Raw genomic sequence first — 14,268 nt, forward strand, 5'->3', positions numbered from 1 at the left:
GTGTTCATGCAGAAGCAAGAAAGTATCAATGTACTCGGCGGCGTTCTGGCGCCCTGCTCACGTGATCCTCTGACCGGGTTCTTCCGCGACGGTGCGTGCAATACCTGCCCCGAGGATCAGGGCAGCCATACCGTATGTGCCGTGATGACGGCCGAGTTTCTGGCATTCTCGAAATACGTCGGCAATGATCTGAGCACGGCTCGGCCCGAATTCGATTTCCCGGGCCTCAAGCCCGGTGACAGCTGGTGTCTGTGTGCCGGCCGGTTCCTACAGGCCCATGACGAAGGATGCGCGCCAAAGGTTCACCTGGAGGCAACCCATCAACGCGCTCTCGAGATTGTGCCGCTTGATATCTTGCTTCAGAACAAGGCGAATGCCTAGACAGCCATTGCGCCTTGGGGCGAGACCTGATCCGCGATCCAGTTTCGCCCCAGGGTCAGAATGCCATTTGCCAGATCAGGCTGATGCTGTAGTTTTCGAAACCGCTTTCACCGATGCCATCGTAGTACAGGTTTGCTGCAAGCAAGCTGTTGTTTTCCAGCCGGTAATCCAGGCCCAGATCCGCGCGGGCACGGGCGGTGTCGCCAATCGGTGTCACGCCCGGGGCGGTCCCAGTACCCGAAGTCGTGCTCCAAATCCCCGAAAGCCCGCCCGTCAGCATCATCTCTCCGCGTGACACTTGCAGCGGGTGGCTGAAATCCACGCCCAACCGTGCCGTCGTCAAACTGAAATCCTGCTGTGGAATCAGATTGCCCAGGCTGTCGGTATAAGCTTTCTGATCGTCACTGGCATAGCTTACGTCCAGCAAAGGCATCAATGTCAGGGCGCCACGCTTTATCTCGCCGGTTACGCGCGACTGAACCAGCCAACGGTCACTGTCGAAACTGTCCTCGTAGGTGCCAAACGGAGAGATGTTGTTGTCGGCCTGGCCATAAAGTACGCGCCCTTCAAGAAACACCGAATGATTGGGCAATTTTGCCACCACGTAAGGACCAACCAACCAGCCCGTACCGTCCACGCTGGCCGGGCCGTTTTCCGTTTCAGCATAGTCGAACTGAAGCATGGCACCGATCAACAGGTTCGAATTGATCTGGCGATGAGCCCCGACAACAGCCAGTGCATAGGAGTTGTCATAATTATCCTGCGAACTCCAGTTGCCGGTCAAACTGAACCAGACGGGGCGCGCCGGATCACTGGCGAAATTCAGATACCCCGAGCCCTGCGTGACCGAAGCGTCCAGTACACCCGACCCCGAACCTTGCAGAAACTGGGTCAGTTTCGGCTGGTTCGTCACAAGGCTGTTGGTCCGGGCGTTCTGGAACGCCTGAATCTGACGTTGAGCATTTGTCACGGCCTGAAGCGTGCTGACTCTGTTTGATTCCAGGTTCAGATTCCCAGCCGCGTCCGAGAACACCCCTGCCGGAATGAAAAGCTCGATGGTGCCGTTGTTCTGGGGCGTCAAAGTGGCGACATAGCTGGTGCCGGACCCGGTCAGAGTGGCCGTTGCATTGGTGACGGACAGGTCGCCCACGGTGAAATCGGTGCTTGGTTCGCTCAGGGTAATGGTTGCTTGAAACGTTCCGCTGCCGGTCGGTGTCAAGGCGCCGATCGTTGCAGTTGGCTGTGTCGTATCCACCAGAACGCGCGTGTTGACGATTTGCGTGTTCGTTACACCGGACAACGCGATCTCATAGCGATAAAGCGGCCCTCCGACGGCTTCGCGCGCGGTGAACGTAATCCCCATATACCCGTCTGCCGCATATGTGGAATCCGCGCCATCCTGACTGAGAATGGTTGCGCCGATATAGCCCAGGGAAGCAAGGCCGGCAGGCGTGATCGCACTTTGGTTCAGAATGCCGTTGTTGAAATAGAAACTGCCGCCGGGAACCTGCCCCGACCCCCCCAGCGAAACAAAGGCCGTGCCGGTAAATGGGATATTGTTGAAAAAGATGCTTCCCCCGTTCGGCGTCGGAACCGAGGTTATGATGAAGCTACCACCAAGGGCCGCACCCTCTTTCGCGCTTCCGATCATGAGTGCTGAAATCAGAAAACAGAGGCACGACAGCCTCGAAATAACGGACCTGACCATTTTACCTCCTACAACACCGCAAGGGCGCTAAACACCAGGGCGCCCGGGCAAAGACACTGTGCCCCGAACCACGTCATCCATTGTCCCATCCATTGCAGAGACGTCCCCTGAACCGGCGGCAACTACGCCAGTTATCCAATAGTTAATTCAATTTGGAGACACTGTATAGAATTGGAAGCAACTCAACTTTGGCGTGCGGGCGACATGGCCATGCACAAACCGCAAGGCAAAGGCGAAAAATGCCCAGAAAACACTTCGGACCCCGGTGTTTTCAGGGTGTCTTCTCGGCGAAAGGTCACAACAAGCCGAGACTTTGCAAGTCATATGCTCAGAATGTGCAGGTTACAAACTCTCGGCTTTGACGGGATATTCGCAACAATCTCGGGCAGAGATCGCAACTGGCAGTTGTCGGGAAACAAATGCAGGCACAATGATCCAGGTTTCACAGCAGCCGGCGATTCCTCGGGCTTCTGTGTTGTCCTCACATGCGCATTGGCGGCGGCCCTTTTTGCAGGGCAACCTGATTTCGGCGGACATGTCACATGTTTGACTATCCCGCCTGTCCTGCCTTGGAATTATTGCTTTCAGGACTGCTTGAGCCATCGACCCCAAAACAGGGCAACCGGGACATGCCGCCGCGGTTCATACTCAGCCCGCCGTACGGCCTTCGGTGTCTGACATATCGAAGTTCAGATATTTGGCCACGGTCTGAACGTCCTTGTCTCCACGGCCGCACATGTTCATGCAGATCAGGTGATCCTTGGGCAATTCCGGTGCGATCTTCATCACATGGGCCAAAGCGTGGCTTGGTTCCAGCGCCGGGATGATCCCCTCGGTTGCGCAGCACAACTGGAACGCCTCGAGCGCTTCCTTGTCAGTGATCGAGACGTAATTCGCGCGTCCAATTTCGTGCAGCCAGGAATGCTCGGGCCCGATGCCCGGATAGTCCAGCCCGGCCGAGATCGAATAGCCTTCAAGAATCTGGCCATCGTCATCCTGCAACAGATAGGTCCGGTTGCCGTGCAGCACGCCCGGCCGACCGCCGGTCAGCGAGGCGCAATGCTCCATTTTCTCGTTCACACCTTTTCCGCCCGCCTCGACGCCTATGATGTTGACGTCCTTGTCGTCGAGGAAGGGATAGAACAGGCCCATCGCGTTCGAACCGCCGCCGATTGCGGCGATGATCGTGTCTGGCAAACGGCCTTCAGCCTTCATCATCTGCTCTTTCGCTTCCTTGCCGATGATCGACTGGAAATCGCGGACCATTGCCGGATAGGGGTGCGGCCCAGCCACGGTGCCGATGCAGTAGAACGTGTCGCGCACATTGGTCACCCAGTCGCGCAGCGCGTCATTCATCGCATCCTTGAGCGTCCCACGACCCGAGGTCACAGGGATCACCTCGGCCCCCAGAAGACGCATACGGAATACGTTCGGGGCTTGCCGCTGCACGTCGTGCGCCCCCATATAGACAATGCATTTCAAGCCGAATTTGGCACATACGGTGGCGGTGGCCACGCCGTGCTGCCCTGCCCCGGTTTCAGCAATGATCCGGGTCTTGCCCATACGCCGCGCCAGAATGATCTGACCCAGCACGTTGTTGATCTTGTGCGCGCCGGTGTGGTTCAGCTCGTCACGCTTCAGATAGATCTTGGCACCACCCAGATGCTCGGTCAGGCGTTCCGCAAAATACAGCGGCGAAGGACGACCCACATAGTTTGCCCACAGGTCATCCATTTCGGCCCAGAACGTCGGATCATCTTTGGCCTTGTTGTATTCCTCTTCCAGCGACAGGATCAGCGGCATCAGAGTTTCACTGACAAAACGCCCGCCGAAGATGCCGAAACGTCCCTGTTCGTCAGGGCCGGACATGAAGGAATTGAAAAGATCGTTGGCCATGGGTGTCTCCCTCGTCGTATCTGTTGTTCATAGGTGGTGGCAGCGGGATTTGCCATGGGCAAAACGCATCATTCCACAACCTGCGTGTTTTGACGCCAGACCTGAATCGCCTGTTCCGGCGAGGGCACACCAATGCACGGAAAATGATGAAACCTGTTCACATCCGCCAAACGATCGGCCGCCAACACGGCACGCCTGTGGGGGCCGGATTGGGAAAATGTCAGCATTGCTTCGATGTCTTGCCAGACACTGAATGAAAAATAGATGCCATCCTTCCTGAACAAGTCAGCGTGCAGGCACAATGGGTCGCCTTGCGCCTGCCGACAGGCCTGTCCCGCGCGCCAGAAAAACTCCGGCGCATGGTACCAGTGTTTCAAGGAAACGCCCCCGATTGCTGCGAGCATGCTCCATCCCTCCGTTTCGAGGGATACGCAACAAGATCTTTTTCAGATCACCTGAGAGCCGATGCAAAGTCGCGGATCAGGGCCGCATCTTTCACGCCCGGCGCGCTTTCGACACCGGATGACACATCCACCTGCCGGGCACCTGTCATCCGCACTGCTTCGGCAACGTTCAGGGGTGTCAGGCCACCGGCCAGCATCCAGGGTCGCCGCCAGTATTTCCGTCCGGCCAACAGCCGCCAGTCAAAGGCCAACCCGTTGCCGCCCGGCAATTCGGATTCTCTGGGCGGTTTCGCATCGATCAGCAGTTGATCGGCCACCTCCGAGTAAAGATCGATGGCCGCCAGATCCTCGGCCTCGGCCACTCCTATGGCTTTCATCACCGGCAAACCAAATCGCTCGCGAATTTCGGAAACCCGTTCGGGCGATTCCTTGCCATGCAGTTGAAGCATATCAAGCGGTACAGTCGAAACGATGCCGTCCAACTCTTCGTCAGTGGCATTCACCACCAAAGCCACTTTGGCAACGCCAACCGGGACCAGATGCGCCAGCTCTGCGGCCCGCGAAACATCCAGATTGCGTGGCGATTTCGGAAAGAAAACGAACCCGACATAGCCCGCCCCGGCTTCGGCCGCAGCGCGCACGTGATCCGGTGCGGTCAGACCGCAGATTTTGAACCGAACATCAGGCATAGCGGTCAGGCTCAGCTCGCCTCATCCAGAAGGGCAAGTACGTCGTCCTTGCCTTCGTTTTGCTTTTTCTTGAGTTTCTTGACTTCACGCTCAAGCTTGCGCACTTCGGTTTTCTTCACGGTCGCGTCGCGGCGGTGCTTGTGTTCCCGCAGCCATTCCCACAGGAAACCAATAACCAATCCTGCTGCAACACCCCCTAAAACCACCAGAAACAGCGGCAGTGACGCGCTGAGGTTAAAACCCAGAAGCTCGGCCAGAGCATCCGGCATCAGTTTCAGTTCAACGGACTGAACATTGGCAAGAGACACGGAAATCAGGATGATCCCGAGAGCCGCCAGAAAAGCATATCGAAGGTAACGCATCATGGTGTCAGGCTTTACCGTTCAATCGATCCCTGAGCAACTTGCCAGTTTTGAAAAACGGTACACATTTTTCTTCGACCTGCACTGTCTCGCCCGTGCGCGGGTTGCGCCCAACACGTGCATCGCGTTTTTTCACGGAAAAGGCACCAAAGCCCCGTAGTTCGACACGGTCACCGCGCGCCATGGCGTCTGTGACTTCTTCGAATACGGTGTTCACGATCCGCTCGACATCACGCTGATAGAGATGCGGGTTTTCGTCAGCGATTTTCTGAATCAATTCTGAACGGATCATGCGTGATACCCTCCCAGGCAGCCGGTGTGACAGGTCTACTGTTTTGACAGTATAGGAAAAAACCCGGAAGGGGGGAACGGATACTCTGAGTTTTGAGGCTTTATTTTGCCACATTCTCGCGCGAAATTTTATCTGTCAGGCCAATTTCCACACTTAATGCGCGATCAATCCCCTTATTAACCCTGCGGTTCGGAACATATTGATTCGCAACAAAAACGGCCCCGCACTGTCGTGCGGGGCCGAAATTCATGCTTGGGATACTGCCTTGGCTCAGTCGCCGGATTTCAAGGCTGCACCCAGGATATCGCCCAGCGATGCGCCCGAATCGGAAGAACCGTACTGTTCCACGGCCTCTTTCTCTTCGGCGATCTCGCGCGCCTTGATCGACAGGCCCAGACGACGGGTCTTGCTGTCGACGTTGGTGACGCGGACGTCGACCTTGTCACCGACCGAGAAACGCTCGGGGCGCTGTTCGGCACGATCACGCGACAGATCCGAACGACGGATGAACGACTTCATGCCTTCGTATTCGACCTCGATGCCGCCATCTTCGATCGCGGTGACTTCGACAGTGATCACCGAGCCACGCTTCACGCCACCCACGGCTTCGGCGAACTTGTCACCGCCCAGGGCTTTGATCGACAGCGAGATACGCTCTTTTTCGACGTCAACTTCCGAGACAACCGCCTGAACGACATCGCCCTTGCGGTAGTTCTGGATCGCATCCTCGCCACGCTCGTCCCAGGACAGGTCGGACAGGTGAACCATGCCGTCGATGTCGCCTTCGAGGCCAATGAACAGACCGAATTCGGTGATGTTCTTGACTTCGCCTTCGACCTCGGTGCCCTCGGGGTGTGTTTCTGCAAACACTTCCCACGGGTTGCGCTGAGTCTGCTTCAGGCCCAGAGACACGCGACGCTTGGCACCGTCGATTTCCAGAACCATGACGTCGACTTCCTGGCTGGTCGAAACGATCTTGCCGGGGTGGACGTTTTTCTTGGTCCAGGACATCTCGGACACGTGCACCAGACCTTCGACACCGGCTTCCAGCTCGACGAACGCGCCGTAGTCGGTGATGTTGGTGACGCGACCCTGATGAACCGAGCCCAGCGGGTACTTGGCAGCAACCAGATCCCACGGATCTTCCTGCAGCTGCTTCATGCCCAGGCTGATGCGGTGGGTCTCTTTGTTGATCTTGATGACCTGAACCTTGATGGTTTCGCCGATCGTCAGGATCTCGGACGGGTGGTTCACACGACGCCATGCCATGTCGGTGACGTGCAGCAGGCCGTCAACGCCACCCAGGTCAACGAATGCACCGTATTCGGTGATGTTTTTGACAACACCCTCGACGGTCTGACCTTCGGACAGGTTGCCGATGACTTCGGCGCGCTGCTCGGCACGCGATTCTTCCAGGATTGCGCGACGCGAGACAACGATGTTGCCACGGCGGCGGTCCATTTTCAGAATCTGGAACGGCTGCTTCAGACCCATCAGCGGGCCGGCGTCGCGCACGGGGCGCACGTCAACCTGCGAGCCGGGCAGGAACGCAACTGCGCCACCCAGATCGACGGTGAAGCCACCTTTGACGCGACCAAAGATTGCACCTTCGACGCGCTGGTCGTCGGCATATGCTTTTTCCAGACGGTCCCATGCCTCTTCACGGCGGGCCATCTCGCGCGAGATGACGGCTTCGCCACGGGCGTTTTCTGCGGCACGCAGGTAAACTTCGACCTCGTCGCCTACAGCGATTTCAGGGGCTTCGCCGGGATTTGCGAATTCTTTCAGATCAACGCGGCCTTCCATTTTGTAGCCTACGTCGATGATGGCTTGGCCGGCTTCGATCGCCAGAACCTTGCCTTTGACAACAGACCCCTCTTCGGGTGTGTCCATTTCGAAGCTTTCATTCAGGAGGGCTTCGAATTCCTCCATGGATGCGTTAGCCATGTGGCGTTGTTTTCCTTTACAATACGTTTTTGCTGGCCGAGCGGTTGTCTCCGCCGGTCTTGTTTCATGATGTCTTCAGGCGTGATCCGGTGCGCCCCTGAGCAAACAAACACAAAGGGCCGAGGTAACTCGGCCCTGCTCAGAAACGTCATCCGGACGTTGACCGCCCTTGTATCGACAGCGCGCGTATAGGCGGATTCCCCGGTATGTGCAAGGGCAAAGCCCATATTTTCAAGGTTTGGCGGCTCTATGCCCAGGCGCGTTGCCGGTTTTGAAGGTCCAAACCCCGGCATCGCGCCGCAGCATGGCCTGTTCAATTGCGTCCAGTCGCATCAACGCTGCGGAAGGGTTGCGTGCGCCTCCGGCCCGGTTCCAGATTTTTTGCGCAGAAACGGGGCTCCACGGCAAGCTTGCCGAGGCCAACCACTGGCGCAGCCCTGACGGCAGAGAGTCGTAGACCTGCATAGGCGCTGCCTGTCGCCTCCGACGTTTGAGGGTGCTCTGCAAATTCCGGCCCCTTGTTTGCCCTTGTTTCTTGTGTTGCTGCAATACGGTCGCCTTTCGCAAAGTATATGTAATTACATTACATACCAACAAGGCAGACGGAAGCACAAAAGACGGGGAATTCGCACCCCGCCTTTCCTGAAAACACTCCCTGCGCGACGGGCAGGAAGCAGTCAGAACAGTTGCAGATCCTTTTTGCCGCTTTGGATTTCAGCAAAGTTCGGCATGTTTTCGATGACAACAGGGGCTGGCGCCGTACCAGGCATCGCCACTGTCGGCTTCATTGCCGCCGCCATTCCAAAGGCAGGTTGATCAAGTTCCCCCCGGATATCGCGCAACAGTGTTTTGTGATCCGGCATGGATTTAACGATCTTCGCCAGATCCATTTTCGCGTTCTTCATACCCTGGAACCAAATCGGTTTCTTCAACGGTCGAAGACGATCACGGATGCCTGAACCGTAGCCCGTATCATAAACCTGTTTGCCCAAAAGAACGGTCTGATAAACGCGGCTGTCAAACAAAGTGGCGAACTCGATATCGTGGTCCATCGGCAGGCGATACTGCCACAAGTCAAGATTTTCGGCCAACCGATCCGGTATCTTCATCTCGGTGCGCGCATCGATCCAGTATTGGTCATCGGTACGGTTGCCCAACCGATAGTGCAAACAGATGAATTCCAGAACCTCATTATAGAGCTTGTCCATCTGTCGATTGTATCTGTCCCTCAGCGAAGGCTCGATGTCTCGCGTGGGCAAATGCTCGGCGAACCAGCGTATCGCATGGTCAATCATGTGGATCGCCGTGCTTTCCAGCGGTTCAATGAACCCGCCGGACAGGCCTATGGCCACGCAATTCTTGACCCAGGCATTGCGCACGCGACCGACGCGCATCGGGATCACGCGTGGTGTCAAACCCTTGCCGCTGTCACCCAGCCACTCAAGGTATTCGTCCGCTGCCTGATCATCCGTGCGGTGTGCCGACGAATAGACATATCCTGTGCCCACACGGTTAAAAAGCGGCACGCGCCACGTCCAACCTGCGCCCAAGGCAGTGGATCTGGTGGCGCTTTCGATCTTGTCAGGATCCGGATGCTCGATCTGCAACGCCATGGCCCGATCATTGGGCAGGTAGTCAGAGTAATCCAAAAATGGCTCACCAAGTGCCTTGTTGATGATCAGCCCACGAAATCCGGTGCAATCCACGACCATCTCAATGTCATGGCGGCCTTTTGCCTCGAGCATGAGATGACTGACATTGCCCTGTTCATCCAGTTCAACCGTTTGCACCTCATCCCGGATATGCTCCACTCCGCGCTTCGTGCAGACCCTAGTCAGCATGCCTGCAAACTTTACGGCATCCAGATGATAGGCATAACCAAACCTTTGCTCGAACTCCGGCTGCCCCAACTGACGCGCACCCTTGCACAAACGGGCCAGATCATCATGGGGCGATATGGACTGCGTGAAATCCCGGTCGCCATTGCCGAAGCGCAGGAAATACTCGGCAGCCTCCAGCCCCTCAAGCATCTGGCCATGCGCAAAGGGGTTCATGTAGTCGATGCGATTGCCCTTGGCGTCATTGTTCCAATTGCAGAACTTCACACCCAGCTTGAAGGACGCGTTGGTCTCGCGGAAGAAACTCCGCTCTGAAATGCCCGCCTGACGCAGCGTGACAGGCATCCGCGGAACCGTGGCTTCACCCACCCCTACGGTCGAGATGTTCGGGCTTTCGATCAGGCAGATTTGCGGTCGATCCTTGGGCGCTGACGTGCGGGAAAACACCATGTCCAGGATCAGCGCGGTCATCCATCCAGCCGTACCGCCACCCACGATGGTGATTTTGTTCAAACGATTGTTCATGTAGTTTTGTCCCTGTTGGCTTGGGAATTTTATGCTGCGCCCCTGCTTTTTGCGGGTTGTGTCGCAGCTTTCCCTTTTCGCTGGGAAGAAACTATAACAGCTTTCCTGAATCCATCTAGGGTCTATGACGCACCGGCCTGAAGGCCCGTCCGTGCAACGTCGGCCAATCAGCTGGCGTCACGCCAGTCCCATATTCACGATGCAGTCAGATCTCTTCGCCTTTCTTCAGCAGTTCCTCAATCAACTCACGTTGCAGATCGGTGCTGTCGCCGCCTCCGAACTCTGCCGCGCCGCCGGAATACAGGGTGCCATATGTCCTGGCGATGTTCACAGTCTGGGCCAGCCCCGAGATCAGCTGGTCTTTTTCCAAAAGGGACAATGGGTGGATAAACGCAGCCCACAAGGTGCCATTGGCAATCGCATAACGGGCATCCAGCGTGCTGTCGAAATTGGCCTGCATCATTCGGATCAAGTCTTCCTCCGACAGCGCCTCGGCGCTGCGGATCGGGACCATGGCCCGCATCCGATCCGCATTGGTGTCGGTGATGACCAAAACCTCCACCCCTGCAATCGTCAATTGAAACCCGGGGCCGCTCGGCTCTGCTTCGGGGTCAAGCGCGAAAAGAATGTTGCCCAGCCGTTCATACGTCATCGGCGGCTCGGCTTCGGGTGGGCTTTGCACGGGCTCTTGCGCGGCAAGGCTTCGGGCAATGAAAACAAGGATGAGGGCTAATCGGATCATGATGGCACTCCTGCGGGCATTCTTTCAGCATAGGTACGCAAAACCACACTGACCAAACAAAGCTTGGTGAACGCACCTTCTGGACATTCAGATACTTGTACGATCTGCAATATCTGATGGCCTATCTGCGATTACACGTCCAGCTTTCATCCCCTAACTATGTTTCACCGGTCGACGATCCGATCGACCCGAACCCAGAACCAAGAGGAAACGTGCAATGAAAACTATCGTCTTCACCGCCCTAGCAGCCGCCATCGCCCTGTCCACTCCGGCTTTTGCCGCGGACGAAATCAACGTGTCGAACGGCATCTCAGCCGCAGGTGCCCCGCTTGCCGCACATGGGGTCGATCTGGTTGCTTTGGTCAATGATGGCAACCCGGTCGAAGGCTTCGCCACCCACTCGGCAACCTATGACGGCGCGTCCTATTACTTCACCACCGCCGCCAACCTCGAGGCGTTCGAAGCAAACCCGGAGGCCTACTTGCCGCAGCATGGTGGGTTCTGTTCATTCGGCGTATCGGTCGGCAAGAAGTTCGACGGAGACCCGGATCAGTACCTGGTTGCAGATGGAAAACTGTACCTGTTCCTGAACGCCGAAACCCGCGCGGCCTTCCTGAAGGACGTTCCCGCCACCGCAAAAACGGCGGACGAACAGTGGGCCAATATCAAGAGCATCGCCGTAGGCAAGCTGTAAATGCCGCCCCTGCCTGCGACGTCAGCGCGTCGCGGGCAGTTTTGCGCTGATGATTTCAAGCGCTTTGGCCAATGCAGCCTCGATACTGAGGTCTGTCGTGTCCAGTTGCACTGCATCCTCAGCTGGCTTCATCGGCGCAGCGCTGCGCTCTGCGTCGCGTGCATCCCGCTCTTTGACATCTGCCAGAACCTGTTCGCGCGTCACGTCAGCACCTTTGGCGCTAAGCTCCAGAAACCGGCGTTCGGCTCGCACCTCTGGGCTGGCCGTTACAAACAGCTTCACCTCGGCATTGGGACAAATCACCGTCCCGATGTCGCGCCCATCCAAGACGGCCCCGCCCGAACTTCGGGCAAAGGCGCGCTGAAAATCCACCAAGGCGGCGCGAACCTCGGGGATCACCGCCACTTTGGATGCGGCCTGCGCGATTTCAGCCGTGCGCAGATCACCCTGCTCAAGCTCTTCGGCGGTCAGGGCCTGCGCTGCTTCAAGCGTGCCAAACCCTTCAAGAGTGCGCCGCCCAACGGCTCGATACAGCAAGCCGGTGTCCAGATGCGCGAACCCGAAATGCGCCGCAACGGCCTTGGAGATCGTGCCCTTGCCCGCAGCCGCAGGTCCGTCAATGGCGACAGTGAAGCTCACCTGCGCTCTACCCTTGCACCAAGCGACGCCATCAACGGCTCAAAAATCGGGAAGGATGTCGCGATCGGACCACCATCATCCACGCTTACCGGGTTCTGCGCGCCCATGCCCATGACCATGAAGGACATGGCAATGCGGTGATCCAGGAAGCTTTCGCACGTCCCGCCGCCCGGAACCTTGCCAATACCCAACCCTTCGACCGACCACCAGTCGTCACCCTCGTTGACCGTGACGCCGTTGGCGCGCAGACCGCGCGCCATGGCATCGATGCGGTCGCTTTCCTTCACCCGGAGTTCCTTCACTCCGCCCATCATCGTGGTGCCCGTGGCGTTTGCGGCAACCACGGACAAAACGGGATATTCGTCGATCATCGAGGCCGCGCGTTCAGGCGGTACGTCAATACCCTTCATGTCTGGCGAGTATTTCGCGCGCAGATCGGCAACCGGCTCGCCGCCCTCTTCGCGCTCGTTTTCATAGGTCAGGTCGGCGCCCATCTCGCGCAGCGTCGTGAACAGGCCCGCGCGCGTGGGGTTCAGACCGATACCCGGCACCAGTACGTCCGAACCGGGCGTGATCAGCGCCGCGCAAACCGGGAAGGCCGCGCTGGACGGGTCGCGTGGAACGGCGATGACTTGCGGCTTCAACTCCGGGCGACCCGTCAAAGTGATGACCCGGCCTTCATCAGTGTCTTCCACCGTAATTTCGGCACCGAAACCGGACAACATCCGCTCGGAATGATCGCGGGTTGCCTCTTTCTCGATAACCACGGTTTTACCGGAGGCATTCAGCCCCGCAAGCAGAACCGCTGATTTCACCTGCGCCGAGGGCACCGGAACTTCGTACCGGACCGGAGTCGGGTCTGCCGCACCGACGATCGTCATGGGCAAACGCCCCCCCGAGCGGCCAACGGCCTGCGCACCAAACAACGCAAGCGGATCCGTTACCCGCGCCATGGGGCGTTTGTTCAGGCTGGCATCGCCGGTAAAGGTTGCCGTAATCGGCGAGGTCGCCATGGCACCCATGATCAGCCGGACTCCGGTGCCGGAATTGCCGCAGTCAATCACCTGATCCGGTTCGGCAAACCCGCCCACGCCCACGCCATGCACGGTCCATTCGCCGCCGCCATGATCTGTGACTTCTGCCCCGAAGGCCCGCATTGCCTTTGCGGTGTCCAAGACGTCCTCACCTTCGAGCAACCCCGAGATCCTGGTCTCGCCCACAGCCATCGCGCCAAGGATCAACGACCGGTGCGAAATCGACTTGTCGCCCGGCACCTCTGCCGTGCCGGTCAGCGGGCCGCAGGGATGCGAAGTCATCGAGATGGGCGTTCCGTGTCCGGACATGGGGGCTCCTTTTGCGCTATCAGTGCTCAAGCCGATTAGCGAATTGGCACCGGTTGGTCCAGCGGCAATCAGTCATTGCGGCGGAAGGTCAGGTAATGGGGCGTGCGACCTTCACGCAAGGCTTTCTGCTCGTAGCGTGTGGAAATCCAGTCGTCCCACGGCTCGCGCCAATCTGCGGGGCGCTCGGCCAGCCACTCGAACCCGGCGCGGGGGACTTCCTCGAGTGTCTGCCGCACATAGTCGGGGATGTCCGTGGCGACTCGGAAGATCGATCCAGGCTTCAAGACCTTTGCCAAGGGTTCAAGATGTTCCGGCGTCACGAAACGGCGACGATGATGCCGGGTTTTGGGCCACGGGTCAGGATACAGAAGGAAGGCGCGCGATATGCTGGCCTCTGGCAGCACGTCGAACAGGTCTCGGGCATCGCCGGGATGCACAGCAAGGTTATCAACCCCCGCCTGCCGAATTTTACCCAGCAGCATGGCAACGCCGTTGATATAGGGCTCGGCCCCGATGATGCCGATGTCGGGGTTGCTTTGCGCCTGATGAACCAGATGCTCGCCGCCGCCAAAGCCGACTTCCAGCCAGACCGGCTTGCCGCCGAACAACTTGTTCAGGTCCAACGGCCTGCGTTCGGGGTTTGTATCCCAATCCACCGCACCGGGCGACAAAGCCGCCAGATCTTCGTTCAGATAGGTCTTTTGGCTGGGCTTCAGGGCCTTGCCCTTGAAGCGGCCATAGAAGTTTCTGCGCGGGCGTTGTGGGGTCTCGGTGCTCATGGCGGTCGCCATACTGCGCGCCAGAGAAC

At 58.0% G+C, this 14,268-nt stretch carries 15 protein-coding genes; 2 read left to right on the plus strand and 13 right to left on the minus strand.

What is annotated here, in order from left to right:
* Positions 1-6: 6 nt before the first annotated feature.
* Complete coding sequence (locus tag ACR0A2_RS14205; RefSeq protein ID WP_152457181.1) at positions 7-381, plus strand: DUF2237 family protein; 375 nt, start codon at positions 7-9, stop codon at positions 379-381.
* A 55-nt stretch (positions 382-436) separates the two neighbouring features.
* On the opposite strand, the gene ACR0A2_RS14210 is transcribed toward ACR0A2_RS14205, so the two are convergent.
* From ACR0A2_RS14210 to ACR0A2_RS14255, 10 genes are all read right to left on the minus strand, one after another.
* Positions 437-2,032, minus strand: a complete 1,596-nt coding sequence (locus ACR0A2_RS14210) for an Ig-like domain-containing protein (RefSeq protein ID WP_480835657.1) — start codon at positions 2,030-2,032, stop codon at positions 437-439.
* A 705-nt stretch (positions 2,033-2,737) separates the two neighbouring features.
* Positions 2,738-3,985, minus strand: a complete 1,248-nt coding sequence (gene trpB / locus ACR0A2_RS14215) for a tryptophan synthase subunit beta (RefSeq protein WP_171229554.1) — start codon at positions 3,983-3,985, stop codon at positions 2,738-2,740.
* A 68-nt stretch (positions 3,986-4,053) separates the two neighbouring features.
* Complete coding sequence (locus ACR0A2_RS14220) at positions 4,054-4,389, minus strand: hypothetical protein (RefSeq protein WP_171229553.1); 336 nt, start codon at positions 4,387-4,389, stop codon at positions 4,054-4,056.
* A 47-nt stretch (positions 4,390-4,436) separates the two neighbouring features.
* The gene (locus ACR0A2_RS14225) at positions 4,437-5,078 is read right to left on the minus strand and encodes a phosphoribosylanthranilate isomerase (protein WP_480619340.1); all 642 of its coding nucleotides are present in this window, start codon (positions 5,076-5,078) and stop codon (positions 4,437-4,439) included.
* An 11-nt stretch (positions 5,079-5,089) separates the two neighbouring features.
* Positions 5,090-5,440 carry a lipopolysaccharide assembly protein LapA domain-containing protein gene (locus tag ACR0A2_RS14230; RefSeq protein WP_224857610.1) on the minus strand — a complete coding sequence of 117 codons (351 nt, stop codon included), beginning with the start codon at positions 5,438-5,440 and terminating at the stop codon, positions 5,090-5,092.
* Between the two features lie 7 nt (positions 5,441-5,447).
* Positions 5,448-5,732, minus strand: coding sequence for an integration host factor subunit beta (ihfB, locus tag ACR0A2_RS14235; RefSeq protein ID WP_050603110.1), 285 nt, complete (start codon positions 5,730-5,732; stop codon positions 5,448-5,450).
* Positions 5,733-6,002: 270 nt separating this feature from the next.
* On the minus strand, positions 6,003-7,679 hold the full coding sequence (gene rpsA / locus ACR0A2_RS14240) for a 30S ribosomal protein S1 (RefSeq protein WP_068337749.1): 1,677 nt from the start codon (positions 7,677-7,679) through the stop codon (positions 6,003-6,005).
* A 231-nt stretch (positions 7,680-7,910) separates the two neighbouring features.
* The gene (locus ACR0A2_RS14245) at positions 7,911-8,291 is read right to left on the minus strand and encodes a DUF6525 family protein (RefSeq protein WP_371813358.1); all 381 of its coding nucleotides are present in this window, start codon (positions 8,289-8,291) and stop codon (positions 7,911-7,913) included.
* Between the two features lie 65 nt (positions 8,292-8,356).
* Positions 8,357-10,042, minus strand: a complete 1,686-nt coding sequence (locus tag ACR0A2_RS14250; protein ID WP_152457174.1) for a tryptophan halogenase family protein — start codon at positions 10,040-10,042, stop codon at positions 8,357-8,359.
* A 205-nt stretch (positions 10,043-10,247) separates the two neighbouring features.
* Positions 10,248-10,784 carry a hypothetical protein gene (locus ACR0A2_RS14255; protein ID WP_171330066.1) on the minus strand — a complete coding sequence of 179 codons (537 nt, stop codon included), beginning with the start codon at positions 10,782-10,784 and terminating at the stop codon, positions 10,248-10,250.
* Between the two features lie 217 nt (positions 10,785-11,001).
* Here ACR0A2_RS14255 and ACR0A2_RS14260 point away from each other — a divergent pair, with 217 nt between their 5' ends.
* The gene (locus ACR0A2_RS14260) at positions 11,002-11,478 is read left to right on the plus strand and encodes a YHS domain-containing (seleno)protein (protein WP_171641330.1); all 477 of its coding nucleotides are present in this window, start codon (positions 11,002-11,004) and stop codon (positions 11,476-11,478) included.
* 21 nt (positions 11,479-11,499) lie between these two features.
* On the opposite strand, the gene cmk is transcribed toward ACR0A2_RS14260, so the two are convergent.
* From cmk to trmB, 3 genes are all read right to left on the minus strand, one after another.
* On the minus strand, positions 11,500-12,117 hold the full coding sequence (cmk, locus tag ACR0A2_RS14265; RefSeq protein WP_480835660.1) for a (d)CMP kinase: 618 nt from the start codon (positions 12,115-12,117) through the stop codon (positions 11,500-11,502).
* A complete protein-coding gene (gene aroA, locus ACR0A2_RS14270; protein ID WP_480835662.1) occupies positions 12,114-13,460 on the minus strand; it encodes a 3-phosphoshikimate 1-carboxyvinyltransferase in 1,347 nt (448 codons plus the stop codon). The genes cmk and aroA overlap by 4 nt, the downstream gene beginning before the upstream one ends.
* 68 nt (positions 13,461-13,528) lie before the next feature.
* Positions 13,529-14,239, minus strand: a complete 711-nt coding sequence (gene trmB, locus ACR0A2_RS14275) for a tRNA (guanosine(46)-N7)-methyltransferase TrmB (RefSeq protein WP_480835664.1) — start codon at positions 14,237-14,239, stop codon at positions 13,529-13,531.
* Positions 14,240-14,268: the final 29 nt, after the last annotated feature.

Source organism: Ruegeria sp. H8 (assembly GCF_056532905.1).